The sequence below is a fragment of the Saccharopolyspora indica genome, from assembly GCF_027853965.1.
Lineage (GTDB): Bacteria > Actinomycetota > Actinomycetes > Mycobacteriales > Pseudonocardiaceae > Saccharopolyspora > Saccharopolyspora indica.
Genome location: NZ_JAQGLB010000003.1, coordinates 152,462 through 170,226, shown reverse-complemented (window position 1 = coordinate 170,226; position 17,765 = coordinate 152,462). Strand labels below are relative to the sequence as shown.

Below are 17,765 nucleotides of genomic sequence, written 5' to 3'. Positions count from 1 at the left end.
AACCTGCTCAGCACACCGGAAACCGCGAGCCTACCGAGCGAACGTCGGGCTGAGCTCGGACGGTTGCTGTTTGCTCAGGTCAACGGCCCGCGTGAGGATGGGGTCGGTGCGAGCGCGCTCCGCGGAGGGAGGAACCCCGGTCAGGTGGCGAAGCCGTCGAGGAAGATCTTCAGGCAGTCCCTGGTGAGGTCTTCGGCGGTGTAGGCGTCTTCCGGGTGGCGCCACTTGATGGAGAGCCAGACCGCGTCCCGGATGAAGCGGTGGAAGACCTTGGTGGGGACGTCCTCGCGGAAGATCCCGGCCCGCTTGCCGTCGTCGATCGTCTCCAGCCAGACCTGCTGCGCCTCGTCGGCCAGCCGCTTGGCGTCCCGGTAGTCGGGATCATCGCGGAGGTTGGGCAGTTCGTTCTGGTAGACGATGGTGGCGTGCGGGTTCTCCTCCGCGGTGCGCAGCGACACCTCCACGATGGCGCGCAGTCGCGCGCGCGGGTCGAGCCCGCGGGGCGCGGCCTCGTCGTAGCGGGCCTTCAGCTGCTCCAGGTAGTTGGTGACGACCTCGCGCACGATGGCGTTCTTCGACGGGAAGTAGTGGTACAGCGCGCCGGACTGCATCCCGACCCGGGCGGCGATCTGGCGCACGGTGGTCGATGCGACGCCCTTGTCCGCGAACAGCTCGGCGGAGGCGTGCAGGATGTCGGTCCGGCGGAGCTCGACAGCAGTCATCCGCTTCCTCCGGGCGTTGAGCGCTTGCTCAATCGAGCCTAGGGTGCCGATCGCGCCGCGGTCAATCGGGCCGCCGCGGTTGAGTCCAAAGTGACTGGGGAGTAACCCTTTTTGCTTCTGAATCAAGGCGTGCGCGACGAGGAACCAATGTATTGACCAAGCGCTCGTTAGGGAGTAATACTGCCTCCCGTCGGTCCGTCGGAGGGCCGGGACGGAAGGCCGGTGGTGTCGGTGACGGGCCGGAGCGAATCCCCGGACCAGCGCTTGTCGCTGGCCGATCTGCACCACGTCGGAGTCGTCGTGCCCGACCTCGAGCGGGCCGCTGCCGAGGTGGAGCGGATCTACGGCACGCCGGTGGTGCTCTTCGACGAAACCCGGTTCACCTGCCGGATTCGAGGAGTCGAGCAGACCGTGGTGCAGCGCATCGGGCTCACCGCGGGTCCGCCGCACCTCGAGCTGCTCCGAGCGGTGCGCGGGTCGGAGATCTGGGCACCTGTTCCGGGAATCCACCACCTGGGATTCGTGGTCGACGACCTGGCGGGCGCGGCGAGCGAGTGGGAGCAGGCGGGTGCGCCGGTGTGGATGGCCGGAGTGCGGCGCGGGATCTGCCCGGCCGGTGCCACCTACCACCGCGATCCGCTGGGGCAGGTGTTCGAACTGCTCGACCGCGCGCTCGCCGACTCGATGGCCAGCAGGCTCGACCACAGTGGACCGATCGGCTGAAGGTGCCGCAACAGGGCGGAATCCGTGCGAAAGGGAGGCAACAGGGTGAAACTCGCGGGCAAGGTCGCGTTCATCACGGGAGCTGCGCAGGGGCAGGGCCGGAGCCACGCCGTGCAGCTGGCCGCCGATGGTGCCGACATCATCGCGCTCGACATCTGCGAACAGCTCGACTGCGTCGCCTACGGGATGGGCGACGAGGCCGGGCTCGCGGAGACGGTCCGGCAGGTCGAAGCCCAGGGGCGGCGGATCCACGCGGCGAAGGCCGACGTTCGCGACCGGGAGGTCGTGGAAGCCGTGGTCGCCGAAGGCGTGCGGAAGTTCGGGCGGCTGGACGTCGTCGCCGCCAACGCCTCGATCTGCACGGTGCAACCGCACGAGGAGCTGACCGGCGAGGTCTGGCGGACGACGCTCGACGTCAACCTCACCGGTGTGTGGCACACCTGCGCCGCGGCCATCCCGCACCTGGTCGCCGCCGGTGGCGGCAGCATCGTCATCACCGGATCCACCGGCAGCGTCGTCGGCCTGCCGTTCTACCTGCCCTACGTGGCCACCAAGCACGCGCTGATCGGCGTGTGCCGGTCGCTCGCGCTGGAGCTGGCCGACCGCAACGTCCGGGTGAACGTCGTCCTGCCGACCGGGGTGGACACCGCGCAGGGGCACTCCGAGGTCCTGCCCGAGCTGCTGGCCGGACGGCCGGACCTCGGGCCGGTGTTCATGAACAGCCTGCCGGTCACCCGCATCGAGTCCGCCGACGTCAGCCACGTCCTGTCGTTCCTCGCCTCGGACGAGGCCCGTTACATCACCGGCATCGCGATGCCCGTCGACGCCGGCTCCACCATCCGCTGAAGCGCGAGCAGAGGAGAAGAGCTCATGAGCCCCCGTGTTGTCTACGCCCGCAGCGTGCACGACGACGCCGAGATCGACGCTTGCGTCGAGGTCCTGCGCGGCGGCCCGTTCGGGCTGAAGATCGGCAAGAACGTCGCCGAGATGGAGCGCACCGTCGCCGAGCTGTACGGCAAGCGGCTCGGCGTGATGTGCAATTCCGGATCGTCGGCGATCTACCTGGCGCTGGAGCTGCTCGACCTGCCCAGGGGCGCGGAGGTGATCACCTCGCCGCTGACCTTCTCCACCGACGTCGCGCCCATCGTGCGCGGCGGCTGGATCCCGGTGTTCGCCGACGTGGAGCCGGACACCTACAACGTGGACGCGGTCAAGCTCGAAGAGCTGGTCACCGATCGGACGAAGGCGATCCTGATCCCCAACCTGGCGGGCAACGCGCCGGACTGGGACGTCATCCGGGACATCGCCGACCGCCACGGCCTGAAGGTGATCGAGGACTCCTGCGACTGCATCGGCACGACGTTGCGCGGCACTGCGACCGGCAGCCGGTCGGACATCACGGTCACCAGCTTCGCGATGGCGCACATCGTGACCTGCGCGGGCAACGGCGGCATGGTGTGCCTGGACGACGAGCAACTGCGGGACAAGGCGCTGATGCTGCGGCGGTGGGGACGGCGCTCGGAGCCGCACCTGTTCGGCTCGGCCGACACCGGGCGGGTGTTCCGCGAGGACCTCGACGGGGTGGCCTACGACAACGACTTCATCTTCGACGTGCTGCCGTGGAACTTCGAGCCGTCCGAGCTCGGGGCGGCGTTCGGCCTGCAGCAGCTGAAGAAGCTCGATGCGAACTTCGCCCGCCGCGCGGAGATCTTCACCGCCTTCAACGAGGCCTTCGGCAGCTATCCCGCGTTGTTCTCGCTGCCCCGCCAGCTGCCGGACTGGCGCACCGCCTGGTTGTGCTACCCGGTGATGGTCCGCCCCGATGCCGGGTTCGCGCGCAGCGACCTGCAGGAATCGCTCGAAGCGGCAGGCATCGACACCCGCACGGTGTGGAGCGGCAACATCACCCGGCACCCGATGATGCGGGGCGTCGAGCACCGGGTTCCCGATGGCGGGCTGCCCCACGCCGACGCCGTGTTCGAGCGCGGCATGTCGCTGGGCATGAGCCACGGCACCACGGCCGAGGAACTCGACCACGTGGTGGCCAGCATCCACGCCTTCGCATCGCGCTTCGCACCCGCGGTCGGCCCGCTGAGCTGACCGACGATGCCGAGGAAGCCGATCAAGACCGCGCTCTACGCCCCGGCGCCGGGGCGTGATGTGGCGGCGTGGCGGGAAGAGCTGCGCCGCCTGGACGACAGCGGGCTGTCCGCGGTGTCGGTGTCCGACCACTTCATGGTCGGGCGGGTGGACCCGGTCGCCGCGCTGACCGCCATCGCGATGAGCACCCGGCGGCTGCGGGTCATGGCGCTGGTGCTGTGCAACGACTACCGGCATCCGGTGATCACCCACCACGCCGCGGCCAGCGTCGACGTGCTCTCCGGCGGGCGGCTGGACCTCGGCCTGGGCGCCGGCTACCTGGCGGCCGAGTACGCCGCGGCCGGTCTGCCCTACGACCCTCCGGGGCGGCGCGTCGACCGGCTGGCGGAGTCGGTCGAGGTCATCAAGGCGCTGTTCACCGGCGATCCGGTGCACCACGAGGGCGCGGCCTACTCGGTGGCCGGGCTGACCGGGACCCCGGCTCCGGTGCAGACCCCGCACCCGCCGCTGCTGATCGGTGGCGGCGGGAAGCGGATGCTCGGACTGGCCGGAAAGCACGCGCAGATCGCCGGGATCCACTCGAACCTGCGCCACGGATCCGCCTACGACGCGGCCGTCATCGAGGACATGCTGCCGGACCGGATGGCGCGCAAGATCGCCTGGGTCCGGGAGGCCGCGGAGCGCGCCGGTCGCGACCCCGACCAGCTGGACTACCTGTCGATCACCTGGACCTGCCGGGTGGTGGACAGCCCGCGGCGGACCGACGCCGCGCTCGCCGAGGTGTGCCGGACCTACGCGGTCGATCCGGCAGTGGGGCGGCGGTCCGCGGGCCTGCTGGTCGGGACCGTCGAGCAGTGCGTCGAACAGCTCCTGCAGCGGCAGGACGAACTGGGGCTGAACTACGTCGACTTCGGGGCGGCGAACGCCGCAGAGGTCGCACCGCTGGTCGCAGCACTGTCCGCTTTGGACTGAGGTTTTTTCCAATCTCGTTTTGCGTGGCGGTGCGGGTGGCGGAACCTCAGAGGTCGCCTGGCTGCGGGATCCCGTTCTTATGTATGTCCGATACACGGCGAACGGGCTGTCCTCGCCAGGCGACCTCTGAGAACCCGCGGCGGTGCGGGTTGCGAGGGTGGGTTATGCGCCTGGCGGCGCATGCGGCACCCCGCCGACATGCGGCTTCCAGCCTCGCGGCTGCGGAACCACCGAGATGAAACACGCTCACTGAAACATTCCACTGCCCTGTGACAACGGAGCCGAAGATGCCCGAACCCGTCGTGCGACGATCTCCCGACCCGGCCGTGCTGCGCAAGGTCGCGCTGTCCGGCCTGCTCGGCACCGTCATCGAGTACTACGACTTCCTGCTGTACGGAACGCTGGCCGCCATCGTGTTCGGCCAGCTGTTCTTCCCGGGATCCGACCCGGTGGTCGGCACCATCGCCTCGTTCGGGACGCTGGCCGTCGGCTACGTCGCCCGGCCCGTCGGCGGGATCGTCTTCGGGCACTTCGGCGACCGGATGGGCCGCAAGTCGATGCTCGTGCTCACCATGGTCATGATGGGCCTGGCGAGCGTGCTGATCGGCCTGCTGCCGACCTACGACGTGATCGGCGTGTGGGCGCCGGTCCTGCTGGTGCTGTGCCGGATCGTGCAGGGCGTGGCCATCGGCGGCGAGTGGGCCGGTGCGACGCTGATGGTCGTCGAGCACGCCGACGCCGAGCGCCGGGGACTGTGGAACGGTCTGCTGCAGATGGGTTCGCCGCTGGGCTCGGTGCTCTCGACGATCGCGGTCGCGCTGGTGACCAGGCTGCCCGAGGAGCAGCTGATGTCCTGGGGTTGGCGGGTGCCATTCCTGTTCAGCGCGGTGCTGCTCGGCATCGGGCTGTACGTGCGGATCAGCATCACCGAGAGCCCGCTGTTCGAGCAGTCGCGCACCGCCGCGGACAAGCCGAAGGTTCCGCTGGTGGAGGTGCTGCGCAACCCCGGCACCTTCGTCCTCGCCAGCGCCGTCGGCATCGGCCCGTTCGCGCTGACCGCGCTGATCAGCACCTTCATGATCACCTACGGCAGGTCCATCGGGTACGACACCGCCGACGTGGTGACCGGCGTGCTGATCACCGCCGTGCTGGGGCTGGTGGCCATCCCGCTGTTCTCCGTGCTGTCGGACCACCTCGGCCGCCGGACCGTGGTGGTGGGCGGCGCGGCGGGGATCGTGCTGCTGGCCTTCCCGATGTACGCCCTGGTCAACACGAAGGTGGTGGCCCTGCTGTTCGCCGGCATGGCGCTGGGGCAGTTGATCCAGAACGCGATGTACGCGCCGCTCGGCCCGCTGCTGTCGGAGATGTTCGGCACCGGCGTCCGCTACACCGGAGTCTCGCTCGGCTACCAGATGGGGGCGCTCATCGGCGGAGGCTTCACACCGCTGCTCGCCAGCAGCGTGTTCACCGTCTCGGGCGCACCGTCGAGCACTCCGCTGGCGGTGCTGGCCGGTGCTTGCGGCCTCGTGACGCTGCTGGCCATCTGGCGCACCGGTGAGACCCGCGGGCGCGATCTGGCGCGCGAGGCCGAGACGCGCACCGGTGCCTCGACCTGAGGAGCCCGGGCCCACTGACCGGGAGCGGATCTCGCTCCGCCGGTCCGCCGGTGTGTACGGTCCACCGCACCAAGCGCTTGTAAGTCGTTGCGCGGTATGGAATTTCGCAGCTTGGGCGGGGCTGTCGAGGAGGGCGATCGTGTTCGACGAAGAGGTCGCGGCGGTCATCCGGTCGCTCGACGCGGGTTTTCCGCGGGTCGAGGAGATGACCGGACCCGAAGCGCGCGCCGCGATCGCGGCGCGGCGGCAACCGGTGACCGACCTGGACGCCGTGGCGAAGACCGAGGACCGCAGGATCCCCGGGCCCGGCGGTGAGATTCCGGTCCGCCTGTACTTCCCGCACCACGCGGACGAACCGCTACCGGTGGTCGTCTTCTGCCACGGCGGCGGCTTCGTGTTCTGCGACGTCGAGTCGCACGACGGCTTCTGCCGCGAGCTGTCGGCGCGGACGGAATCGGTGGTGATCTCGGTGGACTACCGGCTGGCGCCCGAGCACAAGGCACCCGCCGCGGCCCACGACGCCTACGCCGCGCTGACCTGGGCCGCCGAGAACGCCCGCGACCTCGGGGGAGACCCGGACCGGCTGCTGATCGCCGGTGACAGCGCCGGCGGCAACCTCGCGGCCAGCGCCTGCCTGATGGCCAGGGACGCCGGAGGGCCCGGAGTGGCGGCTCAAGTGCTGATCTACCCCGCCCTCGACCCCTCTTGCGACACCGAGAGCTACCGCGAGCGCGGCACCGGTTACGGCAACACCAAGGCCGCCATGGAGTGGTACTGGCGCCAGTACCTGCCCGCCGACGGTGCGGTCGAGCCCCGCTACCAGGTCGAACCGCTGACCGCGGACACCCTCCGCGGTCTGCCGCCGGCCATCGTCGTGACCGCCGGTCTGGACCCGCTGTCCGATGACGGCCGGGCCTACGCGGCGGCTCTGGCGCGGGACGGGGTGGCGGTGACGCATCGGCACTACCCGGGCCTGTTCCACGGATTCCTGACCATCATGCCGCTGCGTGCCGGGCGATCGGCCCGCGACCTGCTGTGGCACGACCTGCGCAAAGCCGCGAAGCGAGGAGCACCATGACCACCGGAGCTCACAGGGTGCGCGATGTCCTGGTAGTCGGGGCCGGATTCGCCGGTCTCTACGCCGTGCACGCCTTCCGCGAAGCCGGACTCGACGTCGGCTGCCTCGAAGCCGGTGCGGCCATCGGGGGCACCTGGTTCTTCAACCGGTACCCGGGCGCCCGTTGCGACGTGGAGAGCATCGACTACTCGTACTCGTTCGACGACGACCTGCAGAACGACTGGGTGTGGAGCGAGCGCTACGCGACCCAGCCGGAGATCCTCGCCTACATCGACCACGTGGCCGACCGCTTCGGCCTGCGCCAGCACGTCCAGCTGGAGAAGCGGGTCACGGCGGCGCACTTCGACGAGCGGACGTCGCGCTGGACCGCGCGCACCGAGGACGGCGACGAGCACATCGCGCGCTACCTCGTGTTCGCCACCGGATCCCTGTCGGCGCCGAACAAGCCGGACATCCCCGGTGCCGACTCCTTCGCCGGCGAAACGCTGTTCACCGCGCGCTGGCCGGAACCGGGCCCATCGCTGGAGGGCAAGCGCGTCGGCATCATCGGCACCGGTTCGTCGGCGATCCAGTCGGTGCCGATCCTGGCCGAGCAGGCCCGCTCGCTCACCGTCTTCCAGCGCACGCCGAACTACAGCGTGCCCGCGCTGAACCGGAAGCTCACCGACGAGGAGCAGCGCCGGATCCGCGCGGAGTACCCGGAGCGGCGGCGGAAATCGCGGCTGAGCGGCGGTGGTTCGACGCACGAGCCGTACCCGAAGCCCGCGCAGGAGTGCACCCCGGAGGAGCGCGAGGCCGCGCTGGAGTCGGGCTGGCGCAGCGGTGGTGTGCTGTTCGGCAAGACCTTCCCCGACCAGTTCACCGACCTCGCGTCCAACGACTTCGCGCGCGAGTTCGCCGCGCGCAAGATCCGGGAGATCGTCCAGGACCCGCGGACCGCCGAGGACCTGATCCCCACCGATCACCCCATCGGCACCAAGCGGATCTGCACCGATTCCGGCTACTTCGAGACGTTCAACCGGGACGAGGTCTCGCTGGTCAACCTGCGCCGGGACCCGATCGTGCGGATCACCGCCGCGGGCGTCGAGACCAGCGCCGGGTGCCACGAGCTGGACGTGCTGGTCTACGCCACCGGGTTCGACGCGATGACCGGCGCGCTGACGCGGGTCGACATCACCGGGCCGCTCGGCGACCGGATCCGGGACGCGTGGGCGGAGGGGCCGGTGACCTACCTCGGCGTGCAGATCCCGGGATTCCCGAACCTCTTCACCGTCAACGGCCCCGGTTCGCCGTCGGTGCTGGCCAACATGGTGCTGACCGCGGAGCAGCAGGTCGACTGGCTCGCCGGGCTGATCCGGCACGCCGACGACACCGGGGCCGCCCAGGTGGAGGTGCGCCGCGACGCGGCGATCAAGTGGACCGAGCACGTCCAGCAGGCCGCGGACGCCACGCTGTTCCCCCGCGCGAACTCGTGGTACCTGGGCGCGAACATCGAGGGCAAGCCGCGCCGGTTCATGCCCTACGTGGCCGGGCTGGGCGCCTACCGCAGGCGCTGCGACGCGATCCGGGACGACGGCTACGAGGGGTTCGTGTTCACCTCCCGCTGAGTCCTGAACAGCGGGACTCGCGCTGGGGTCGCCGGGAGAAGCGTGCGAACGTGGTGGCGTGCTTGCATCGACAGCCGGTTCCGGGAATTCCGAAGACCTCTCGATCGCGGACGCGGTCGCCCGCCTCAGCGGAGCCGAACGGACGGCAACGCCCGCGGCACCGGTGCGGGACGTGCTCGGCGACACCGACATCGCCCTCGCCTACGCCGTGCAGCAGGAGCTCGCGCGGCGGCGGGAGAGCGGGGGAGCGGTGCCGGTGGGCCGCAAGATCGGGCTGACCTCGCCCGCCGTCCAGCGGCAGATGGGCGTCGACCAGCCCGATTTCGGGGTGCTCTTCGCCGACATGGACGTCTCCGGCCGGGCCGAGATCCCGTCCGGCCGCCTGCTTCAGCCGCGGGTCGAAGCCGAGATCGCCTTCGTGCTGGCCGAAGACCTCGCCGACGGTGAGCTGGACGTGGCGCGCGTGCGCACCGCGGTGGACCACGCGGTGCCCGCGCTGGAGATCGTCGACAGCCGGATCGCCGGGTGGGACATCGCGATCACCGACACCATCGCCGACAACGCCTCCAGCGGGCTGTTCGTGCTGGCCGACCGGCGGTTCTCGCTCGACGAGTTCGAGCCGCGGGAGGCCACCATGCGGCTCTACGCCGACGGAGAACTGGTCTCGGAGGGCGACGGGACCGCGTGCTTGGGCGATCCGCTCGCCGCGCTCGCCTGGCTGGCCCGCACCGCGCGGTCCTTCGGCGACCCGCTGCGAGCCGGGCAGATCGTGCTCTCCGGGGCGCTGGGCCCGTTGGTCCCGGCGAGCCCGGGGATGAGCTTCCGCGCTGAGATCGACCCGCTCGGCGAGGTCACCGCCACGTTCTCCTGATCCGCGCTCGACCGGCGTCCGTCAGAGGGACAGCAACGGCCCGACCAACCGCTGCGCAGCCAGCCGGATGTCGGCTTCGGCCTGCCCGGCGGTGGTCTTGCCGCTGAGCCGGGAGATGAGCACGCCCCACCAGCTGAACACCAGCAGGCGGACGGTGCTCTCGACCTCTCCGCCGGGCGCGGACCGGGTGAGGGTGTCCAGGATCGCGTGGAAGAGCGCCGAATCGCGTTCCGCGGACCCGAACGGGCCCGAGGTGTAGTTGGTGGCGGCGCTCTGCACCATCGCCGCGCACAGCCGGGGGCGCCGGAGCAGCTCCTGGCTCAGCGATACGAGGACCTCGCCGATGTCGCTGACGAGGTCCTCGCTCTCGGTCGGCCACAACCGTCCGAGGAACGCGCCGAGCTGGGCCTCGAACACCGCGGCGAACAGGTGCGTCTTGGACGGGAAGTAGCGGTAGAGCGTCCCGATCGCGACCCCGGCGTCCTTGGCCACGTCGTTCATCTGCACGTGGTCGAGGTCGGCCCGGGCGCCGAGCTCGGTGGCGGCGTCGAGGATGCGGTCCCGGCGCGCGGCCTGCTCCTCGGACATCGGAGATGCGGGCGGCCGCGCCTCGGCGATTCTGGCCACTGTTCCCCCGTTCCGGTCGCGCCTGGTCCGAGCCCCAGGATAGAGGCGGGAGCGGATCGCACCTCGTATCGGTTTCGGTCTTCTCTTCGGTCCTTGTCTGTGAAACGCCGGAGGCGTTTAGCCCACCCTCGCAGCTGGCACCGCCGCGGGTTCTCAGACGGCGTCTGAGGTTCCGCTACCTGCACCGCTACGCAAATCGGGTAACAACAGTTCTTCAGCCGGTGGGTTGGCCGTCCGGTCGGGTGAGGAAGGCCAGGACAGCGCTCTCCCAGGCCGCCTTCTGCTCGATCATCGCCCAGTGCCCGCAGTCGGGGAGCACGTGCACTTCGGCGCGGGGGATGGTCCGCATCGGCAGCAGCGCCATGTCGACCGGGCTGACCCGGTCGTCGCGCCCCCAGGTGATCAGCGTCGGTGCCGTGATCTTGTGCAGCATCGCCCAGTACGGCGCCTGGTCGGAGGCGGCAGCGGCGGCCGCCATCGCTTCGCGGCTGTACATGCGGCGCGCGGATTCGAGGGTCTTCGGATCGGTGGCCTGCTGCCAGCGCTCCTCGATCATCTCCTCGGTCACCACCGCCGGGTCGAAGACCATCGAGTGCAGCCAGCGGACCAGCTTCTCCCGGGTCGGGTCCTCGGTGAAGTCCACGAGCAGCTTGATGCCCTCGCCGGGTGAGGGGCTGAAGATGTTGCGGCCGACCCCGCCGATGGTCACGATGCGCCGGAACAGGCCGGGCCGGGCGATCGCGAGGTTGGCCGCCACGATGCCGCCCATCGAGTTGCCGATGACGTCCACCTGGTCGAGGCCCAGCCCGCGCAGGAACCGCAGCACCGCGCCCGGCGCGGCGACCATCGGGTGCTCGTCGGTCGGGTCGCTGACGCCGAACCCCGGGAACTCCAGCACGAGGCAGCGGAAGTGCTCGGCGAACACCGCGAGGTTGCCGCGGTAGTTGCGCCAGCCGGTCACGCCGGGGCCCGAACCGTGCAGCATCAGCAGCGGCGGTCCCTGCCCGGCTTCGTGGTAGCGCAGCACGCCTTCGTCGGTGCGCAGCTCCCGCGAGGTGCTCTCGTACGTCGTTTCGATCATGGTGTGCAGGACCCTCCGGTCAGGACGCTGTTGGCGATTCCGGACCGTAGGAGCAGGCGGGCTCGCGCGGGCGGGCCCATCTCGCACAGCGGGACCTGGTCACAACCAGTCACCACCGACGGCCAGCAGCTGGGCCACCGGCTCGTTCGGCCACGACTGCTGGGTGATCGCGAAGTCCGGTCGCGGCTGCTTCGGCACGCCCGCGACGTCGGCGAGTTCGGTCGAGACGGCGTGGGCGGCCTTGATGAGCAGCGGAGCGACCCGCTCCAGGGGCGACTGCGCGTCGCCCACCAGCGAGATCGCGGCCACCGGGCCGTCCCGGCCGCGCAGCGCGATGCCGACGCAGCCGACCTTCGGGAAGCACTCACCACGTTCGAAGGCCAACCCGCGGCGGCGCCGGATCCGGTCCAGTTCCTGGTGCAGGACACCGGGATCGGCGATGCTGCGCGCGGTGCGGCGCGCCGCGTTGCCGTACTCGGCCTCGACCCGTTCCGGCGGCAGCCAGGCGAGCATCGCCTTGCCGAGCGCCGTGCAGTGCGCCGGGGCGCGGCCGCCGACGCGCGAGGGCACTTCGACGGCGGAGCGGCCGCCCACCTTGTCCAGGTAGTACACCTCGGTGTCGACGAGGACCGCCAGGTGCACGACCAGTTCGGTGCGGATCGCCAGGTCGTGGAGCACCGGCGCCGCCGCGCTGCGCAGGGCGTTCTGCCCGATCTCGCGGCCGCCGAGCCCGAGCGCGCGCTTGCCCAGCCGGTACCCGGCCGTCGTGTGGTCGAGCCACCGCAGGCGGACGAGCTGGTCCAGGATCCGGTGGGCCGTGGAGCGGGGGAGGCGGGTCCGCCGGGTCACGTCCTCCAACGTCTGGTGGGTGTGCGGGCGTTCGAACAGGTCCAGGATCAGCGTCAGCCGCTCCACCATGGACGGCGGGACGCGCTGCTCGGCACTCGTCCTCAACGTTGAGGTCATGCCACACCTCTCGATCGGCTCGATCGGCGGAATGAAATTGATTCTAACGGCATGCTAGCAGCGGCGAGCGCGGCCGGAAAGCGTCCGAGCGGTGAAATCCGTTGTGCGGAAGCAGGAAACCGGACGTTGGTGATGCGGGTGATCAATGCTCGGTCGCGTCCCGCACAGCGGGAGTGCCCGTTGAACCGCCGCCTCCGGTCGTCTTCGCTCCTGCCGGGCGAGGATCTGCGGGCGGGTGGATCCCGTGGCAGGCTGATCCGGGCCCACTGTGGACCGACCGGGTTCCGGTGGTTCCCTCTGGAACGGTTCCGTTGGAGGAATTCCATGTCCGCAGCACGAGAGGTCTTCGGCGGCGGTCTCGCCGTGGTGACCGGGGCCGGGGCCGGTATCGGTGCCGGGCTGACCAGGCACCTCGCCGGTGATCTCGGCATGACCGTGATCGCCGCCGACGTCGACGCGCGAGCCGCGCACCGCATCGCCGACGAGCTGGGGGAGCGCGTGGTGCCGCGCGTCGTCGACGTCCGGGACCCCGATGCGGTGGACCGGCTGGCCCGCCAGGTGGCGGCGGAGTTCGGCCCGGTCCGGCTGCTGATCAACAACGCCGGCGTCGAGCAGTTCGGCTACCTGTGGGACGTCTCGCCGGCGAACTGGCGACGCGTCGTGGACGTCAACATCAGCGGGGTCTTCCACGGCATCAGGGCCTTCCTGCCCGGCATGATCGCCGCTGGTCGGCGCGGTCACGTGCTCGCGCTCGCCTCGCTCGGCGCGGTCACCTCGCTGCCCCTGCAGGCGCCGTACATCATGAGCAAGCACGCGGTGCTGGCCTTGACCGAGTGCCTGCACCAGGAGATCGCCGAGATCGGCGCCGACATCGTCGTCTCGGCGGTGCTGCCGGGACTGGTGGAGTCCGACATCTTCCGTTCCGCGGGCGGCGTCGAGTCCGGCGACGTCGCGGCCGCCGAGGAGCACCGCAAGACCATGCTGGCCATCGGCGAGCAGGCCATCAGCGCCGACGAAGCGGCGGAGACCATCGTGGCGCAGGCGGCGCGCGGCGAGTTCTACATCGTCACCCACCCCGAGCTCGTGCACGCGGCCATGGCGGCGCGCGCCGACCAGCTGGTGAACCGCCGTGCACCGGTGCCGCACCGGAGCCGGTTCGCCGCGGCGGAGTAGCCAACGGGCCAGTCCCGTTGAGCGGGAGGAACACTTCACCGCAGGTCGCGGCGGTGGTGCGATGCCGCGCAGCACCAGCACCACGGCGAGGAGACGTCGATGCCCACGAGCACACCGCCCGCTCCCACTCCCGCGCGTGATACGACGGTCGACCTCGTCGTGATCGGTTCCGGCACCGGGATGGCCGCCGCGCTCGCCGCGCACGAGCGGGGCCTCGACGTCCTGATCGTCGAGAAGACCGACTACGTCGGCGGCTCGACGGCGTTGTCCGGTGGCGCGTTCTGGATCCCGGCGAGCTCGCTGCTGGCGGAGGAGGGCGCGGTCGACTCGCCCGAGCGCGCCGAGGAGTACTTGCGCTCCGTCGTCCGCGGCACCTCGCCGGACGAGCGGTGGGAGAGCTTCCTGCGCCACGGCGACGAGACGATCCGGATGCTGCGGCGGACCACGTCGATGCGCTTCATGTGGAGCAAGGGCTACTCCGACTACCACCCGGAGCTGCCCGGCGGTGTCGCGGCCGGCCGCAGCTGCGAGTGCAGGCCCTTCGACGTCGCGACGCTGGGTGCCGAACGCGCCCGGCTGCGCTCGTCGGCGCTGAAGTCGCCGGTGCCGATGCCGATCACCGGCTACGACTACAAGTGGATGAACCTCATGGCCCGGGTGCCGGGCCGCGGCGTGCCGCGGGTGGCGCTGCGGATGGCGCAGGGCATCGGCGGGAAGCTGCTCGGCCGCGAGTACGTCGCGGGCGGCCAGGCGCTCGCCGCGGGCCTGTACGGGGGCGTGCTCCGGGCCGGGATCCCGGTGTGGACGCGAACCTCCTTGCAGCGGCTGACCACCGACGGCGGCCGGGTGACGGGCGTTGTGCTCGAGCAGGGCGAACGTGAGGTGGCGGTGCGGTCCCGGCGCGGCGTCGTGCTCGCGGCCGGTGGCTTCGACCACGACATCGCGTGGCGCAAGGAGTTCCAGTCGGAGGCGCTCGAACCCGGCTGGAGCCTCGGGAACAAGGGCAACACCGGCGATGCCATCAGGATCGGCCAGGAGGCCGGGGCCGACATCGCTCTGATGGACCAGGCGTGGTGGTTCCCGGCCGTGGCTCCGCTGCCCGGCGGGGCACCGTCGGTGCTGCTCGCGGAACGGTCGCTGCCGGGATCGTTCATCGTCGACCGGCACGGGCGCCGGTTCGTCAACGAGTCCACCGACTACATGAGCTTCGGCCAGCGAGTGCTGGAGCGGGAGCGCTCCGGCGACGCCGTCGGAGCGATGTGGATGGTGTTCGACCAGCGCTACCGCAACAGCTACGTCTACGCGGGCGGGCTGTTCCCGCGGATGGCGCTGCCGGAGCGCTGGTACGAAGCAGGCATCGCGCACCGGTCGCCCGACCCGGCGGACCTGGCGCACCGAGCGGGGCTGCCGGCAGACGCGTTCGTCGCATCCCTGCGCCGGTTCAACGAGCTGGCCGCAGCGGGCGTGGACGACGACTTCCACCGCGGAGCCAGCGCGTACGACCGCTACTACGGCGACCCGACCGTCGTGCCGAACCCGAACCTGCGCCCCCTCGACGGCCCGCTGCACGCGGTGCGGATCGTCCTCGGCGACCTCGGCACCTGCGGTGGCCTGCGCGCGGACGGTCACGGGCGCGTGCTGCGGCCGGACGAGTCCCCGATCGACGGGCTCTACGCGATCGGGAACACCGCGGCGAACGCCTTCGGCGCCACCTACCCGGGTGCTGGAGCCACCATCGGCCAGGGCCTCGTCTACGGCACCGCGGTGGCCGAGCACGCCGCGAGCCGAGGCTGACGACGGCGGGAAGCCCCTCCCGGTCAGTGGGACCGGTCCGCCGCGGCGGGGCGCCCGACGAGCATCGTGCTCCCATGGCGATCTGGGACGATGAGTGCGACGTGCTGGTGGTCGGTTCCGGCGGCGGCGCGCTGACCGGGGCGTACACCGCGTCCCGCGAGGGGCTTTCGGTGCTGGTGGTCGAGGCGACCGACAAGTTCGGCGGCACCACGGCGTATTCCGGCGGCGGGCTGTGGTTCCCGGGCAACGCGGTGCTCGCGCGGGCCGGCGACCAGGACACCCCGGAGGAGGCGAAGACCTACTTCCGCGCGGTGGTGGGCGACCGCACGCCCCGCGAGCTGCAGGACGCGTTCCTGGACAACGGCGCCCGGCTGGTCGACTACCTGGAGGGCGACGACGACTTCGAGTTCATCGTCTACCCCTGGCCCGACTACTTCGGGTCGGCGCCGGGGGCCAGCGCGACCGGACGGCACATCATGCCGATGCCGATGCCGCCGGAGCGGATCGGCTCGCTGCGGGAGCAGCTCCGGCCACCGGTGGACGTCGAGCGCGCGGGTGCACCGCTGCCGAACCTGCTCATCGGTGGTCAGGCGCTGATCGGCAGGCTGCTGCTCGCACTGTCCAAGAAGGACTCCGTCGGGCTGCGGCGCGAATCGGTGTGCGACGAGCTGGTGATCTCGGACGGCGAGGTGATCGGCGCGGTGGTCGCCGAACGCGGCGAGCGGCGGCGGATCCGCGCGCGGCGCGGCGTGCTGATCGCCTCCGGCGGGTTCGAGCGGAACCAGGAGATGCGGAGCGAGCACGGCGTGCCGGGCGCGGCGCGCGACACGATGGGACCGGCGGAGAACCTGGGCAAGGCGATCCGGGCCGGGATCGACGTCGGCGCGGGCACCGACCTGATGTCGGAGGCCTGGTGGTCGCCGGGCATCACCCACCCGGACGGCACGTCGACGTTCTCGCTGTGGTTCACCGGCGGCATCTTCGTCGACGGCCGGGGCGAGCGCTTCGTCAACGAGTCCTGGCCGTACGACCGGATCGGCCGCGTCGTCCTCGACCGCCTCGGCGAGGACCGGATGGCGCTGCCGTTCTGGATGATCTACGACGACCGCGAGGGCGAGCGGCCGCCGGTGCGCTCGACGAGCGTCCCGATGGGGGAGACCGGCGACTACGTCGACGCCGGGCTGTGGTTCAGCGCGGGCACGCTGGCCGAGCTCGCGGAGAAGATCGGCGTTCCCGCCGAGAACCTGGAGCGGACCGTGACGCGGTTCAACGGCTTCGCGGCCGCCGGGGCGGACGAGGACTTCCACCGGGGCGACGAGCCGTACGACCGGTCGTTCGCGGACGGGGGATCCCCGCTGGTGCCGATCGAGCACGGCCCGTTCCACGCCGCCGCCTTCGGCGTCTCCGACCTCGGCACCAAGGGCGGCCTGCGCACCGATGCGAGCGCCCGGGTGCTCACCACCTCGGGCGAGGTGATCCCCGGTCTGTACGCCGCGGGCAACTCGATGGCCGCGGTCAGCGGGACCACTTACCCGGGCGGGGGCAACCCGATCGGGGCCTGCATGGTGTTCAGCCACCTCGCCGCACTGGACATGCTCACCCGCTGACCACGAGGAGCACGATGTCTTCGCCGAACACACCGGTGCTGATCACCGGCGCCGCCTCCGGGATCGGTGCCGCCTGCGCTCGCGCGCTGGCCGCCGCCGGGCGGCCGACGGTCCTGTGGGACCGCGACGAACGCGGTGTGGCCGCCGTCGCGGCGCGGATCGAGCAGGACGACGGCGTGCCGGCCGTCGCGACCGGGATCGACGTCGCCGACGTGTCCCGGTACGACGACGCGCTCGCGGCGGCCCGGCGGATCGTCGGCAGGATGGGCGGTTTCGTGCACTGCGCCGGGATCGTCGACTCGACGCCGATGACGGAGGTCCCGCTGGAGGCGTGGCAGCGCGTGTTCGACGTCAACCTCACCGCCTTCGCCTACGGGACCGCCGCGCTCGCCGACGACCTGACCGCGCTGCCGGGCTCGGCCGTGGTGGCGATCTCGTCCATCAACGCGACGCTCGGGCAGGCGAACATCCCGTCCTACAGCGCCTCCAAGGCCGGAGTCCTCGGGCTGACGCGATCGCTGGCCGCGCAGCTCGGCCGCGCAGGGGTCCGGGTGAACGCGGTCTGCCCGGGCTACATCGAGACTCCGATGCTCCGCCGCAGCCTCGCCGACGCCCGGCGCGGGCCCCGGATGCGCGGCGACGCGATGCTGGGCCGGGTCGGGCAGCCGGACGAGGTCGGTTCCGTCGTCCGCTTCCTGCTCAGCGACGAAGCCAGTTTCGTCACGGGCAGCACGGTCTTCGTCGACGGCGGAGTCACGGCCAGCGATCGCCTCGGCTCGCTCGACTGATCCGACGTCCACCCGCTCGTCGACCTCGCTCCCCGCGGGG

At 71.2% G+C, this 17,765-nt stretch carries 16 protein-coding genes; 12 read left to right on the top strand and 4 right to left on the bottom strand.

All coding sequences use genetic code 11. The features are described 5' to 3' along the window. Nucleotides 1–140 precede the first annotated feature (140 nt). Nucleotides 141–722 carry a TetR/AcrR family transcriptional regulator gene (locus OU416_RS08165; RefSeq protein ID WP_270926237.1) on the bottom strand — a complete coding sequence of 194 codons (582 nt, stop codon included), beginning with the start codon at nt 720–722 and terminating at the stop codon, nt 141–143. A gap of 231 nt (nt 723–953) precedes the next feature. On the opposite strand from OU416_RS08165, the gene OU416_RS08160 reads away from it, so the two are divergent. The 8 genes from OU416_RS08160 (at nt 954) to OU416_RS08125 (ending at nt 9,689) form a co-directional block, all read left to right on the top strand. Beyond that, complete coding sequence (locus tag OU416_RS08160; protein WP_270926236.1) at nt 954–1,445, top strand: VOC family protein; 492 nt, start codon at nt 954–956, stop codon at nt 1,443–1,445. 45 nt (nt 1,446–1,490) lie between these two features. Continuing rightward, complete coding sequence (locus OU416_RS08155; RefSeq protein WP_270926235.1) at nt 1,491–2,291, top strand: mycofactocin-coupled SDR family oxidoreductase; 801 nt, start codon at nt 1,491–1,493, stop codon at nt 2,289–2,291. A gap of 24 nt (nt 2,292–2,315) precedes the next feature. Next, nucleotides 2,316–3,545: a DegT/DnrJ/EryC1/StrS family aminotransferase gene (locus tag OU416_RS08150; RefSeq protein ID WP_270926234.1), complete on the top strand. Its 1,230-nt coding sequence runs from the start codon at nt 2,316–2,318 to the stop codon at nt 3,543–3,545. 6 nt (nt 3,546–3,551) lie between these two features. Further along, nucleotides 3,552–4,517 (top strand): TIGR03621 family F420-dependent LLM class oxidoreductase, encoded by a 966-nt coding sequence (locus OU416_RS08145; RefSeq protein ID WP_270926233.1) that lies wholly within the window; start codon nt 3,552–3,554, stop codon nt 4,515–4,517. 287 nt (nt 4,518–4,804) lie between these two features. Further along, nucleotides 4,805–6,133, top strand: a complete 1,329-nt coding sequence (locus OU416_RS08140) for an MFS transporter (RefSeq protein WP_270926232.1) — start codon at nt 4,805–4,807, stop codon at nt 6,131–6,133. 139 nt (nt 6,134–6,272) lie between these two features. Beyond that, nucleotides 6,273–7,211 carry an alpha/beta hydrolase gene (locus OU416_RS08135; protein WP_270926231.1) on the top strand — a complete coding sequence of 313 codons (939 nt, stop codon included), beginning with the start codon at nt 6,273–6,275 and terminating at the stop codon, nt 7,209–7,211. Beyond that, nucleotides 7,208–8,818 carry a flavin-containing monooxygenase gene (locus OU416_RS08130; RefSeq protein ID WP_270926230.1) on the top strand — a complete coding sequence of 537 codons (1,611 nt, stop codon included), beginning with the start codon at nt 7,208–7,210 and terminating at the stop codon, nt 8,816–8,818. Before OU416_RS08135 ends, OU416_RS08130 begins: the two co-directional genes overlap by 4 nt. 58 nt (nt 8,819–8,876) lie before the next feature. Continuing rightward, nucleotides 8,877–9,689 carry a 2-keto-4-pentenoate hydratase gene (locus tag OU416_RS08125; protein WP_270926229.1) on the top strand — a complete coding sequence of 271 codons (813 nt, stop codon included), beginning with the start codon at nt 8,877–8,879 and terminating at the stop codon, nt 9,687–9,689. 21 nt (nt 9,690–9,710) lie between these two features. Here OU416_RS08125 and OU416_RS08120 read toward each other — a convergent pair whose 3' ends face one another. The 3 genes from OU416_RS08120 to OU416_RS08110 all read right to left on the bottom strand — a co-directional run bounded on the left by OU416_RS08120 (nt 9,711) and on the right by OU416_RS08110 (nt 12,363). Further along, nucleotides 9,711–10,277 (bottom strand): TetR/AcrR family transcriptional regulator, encoded by a 567-nt coding sequence (locus tag OU416_RS08120; protein ID WP_270926228.1) that lies wholly within the window; start codon nt 10,275–10,277, stop codon nt 9,711–9,713. Nucleotides 10,278–10,530: 253 nt separating this feature from the next. Then, on the bottom strand, nt 10,531–11,397 hold the full coding sequence (locus OU416_RS08115) for an alpha/beta fold hydrolase (RefSeq protein WP_270926227.1): 867 nt from the start codon (nt 11,395–11,397) through the stop codon (nt 10,531–10,533). A 99-nt stretch (nt 11,398–11,496) separates the two neighbouring features. Next, nucleotides 11,497–12,363, bottom strand: coding sequence for an IclR family transcriptional regulator (locus tag OU416_RS08110; protein ID WP_270926226.1), 867 nt, complete (start codon nt 12,361–12,363; stop codon nt 11,497–11,499). 324 nt (nt 12,364–12,687) lie between these two features. Here OU416_RS08110 and OU416_RS08105 point away from each other — a divergent pair, with 324 nt between their 5' ends. From OU416_RS08105 to OU416_RS08090, 4 genes are all read left to right on the top strand, one after another. Beyond that, nucleotides 12,688–13,536, top strand: a complete 849-nt coding sequence (locus OU416_RS08105) for an SDR family NAD(P)-dependent oxidoreductase (protein WP_270926225.1) — start codon at nt 12,688–12,690, stop codon at nt 13,534–13,536. A 99-nt stretch (nt 13,537–13,635) separates the two neighbouring features. Next, nucleotides 13,636–15,330 (top strand): 3-ketosteroid-delta-1-dehydrogenase, encoded by a 1,695-nt coding sequence (locus OU416_RS08100; RefSeq protein ID WP_270926224.1) that lies wholly within the window; start codon nt 13,636–13,638, stop codon nt 15,328–15,330. A 74-nt stretch (nt 15,331–15,404) separates the two neighbouring features. Then, entirely contained in the window at nt 15,405–16,937 is a 1,533-nt protein-coding gene (locus OU416_RS08095; protein ID WP_270926223.1) for an FAD-binding protein, read from the top strand. A 14-nt stretch (nt 16,938–16,951) separates the two neighbouring features. Continuing rightward, nucleotides 16,952–17,725: an SDR family NAD(P)-dependent oxidoreductase gene (locus OU416_RS08090; RefSeq protein ID WP_270926222.1), complete on the top strand. Its 774-nt coding sequence runs from the start codon at nt 16,952–16,954 to the stop codon at nt 17,723–17,725. Nucleotides 17,726–17,765 lie beyond the last annotated feature (40 nt).

Excerpts from the sequence above, each read along its gene's own strand:
- OU416_RS08105 (WP_270926225.1), top strand. The coding sequence starts at position 12,688 with ATGTCCGCAGCACGAGAGGTCTTCGGCGGCGGTCTCGCCGTGGTGACC.
- OU416_RS08100 (WP_270926224.1), top strand. The coding sequence starts at position 13,636 with ATGCCCACGAGCACACCGCCCGCTCCCACTCCCGCGCGTGATACGACG.
- OU416_RS08095 (WP_270926223.1), top strand. The coding sequence starts at position 15,405 with ATGGCGATCTGGGACGATGAGTGCGACGTGCTGGTGGTCGGTTCCGGC.
- OU416_RS08120 (WP_270926228.1), bottom strand. The coding sequence starts at position 10,277 with ATGTCCGAGGAGCAGGCCGCGCGCCGGGACCGCATCCTCGACGCCGCC.
- OU416_RS08130 (WP_270926230.1), top strand. The coding sequence starts at position 7,208 with ATGACCACCGGAGCTCACAGGGTGCGCGATGTCCTGGTAGTCGGGGCC.
- OU416_RS08145 (WP_270926233.1), top strand. The coding sequence starts at position 3,552 with ATGCCGAGGAAGCCGATCAAGACCGCGCTCTACGCCCCGGCGCCGGGG.
- OU416_RS08115 (WP_270926227.1), bottom strand. The coding sequence starts at position 11,397 with ATGATCGAAACGACGTACGAGAGCACCTCGCGGGAGCTGCGCACCGAC.
- OU416_RS08140 (WP_270926232.1), top strand. The coding sequence starts at position 4,805 with ATGCCCGAACCCGTCGTGCGACGATCTCCCGACCCGGCCGTGCTGCGC.
- OU416_RS08110 (WP_270926226.1), bottom strand. The coding sequence starts at position 12,363 with ATGACCTCAACGTTGAGGACGAGTGCCGAGCAGCGCGTCCCGCCGTCC.
- OU416_RS08090 (WP_270926222.1), top strand. The coding sequence starts at position 16,952 with ATGTCTTCGCCGAACACACCGGTGCTGATCACCGGCGCCGCCTCCGGG.
- OU416_RS08150 (WP_270926234.1), top strand. The coding sequence starts at position 2,316 with ATGAGCCCCCGTGTTGTCTACGCCCGCAGCGTGCACGACGACGCCGAG.
- OU416_RS08165 (WP_270926237.1), bottom strand. The coding sequence starts at position 722 with ATGACTGCTGTCGAGCTCCGCCGGACCGACATCCTGCACGCCTCCGCC.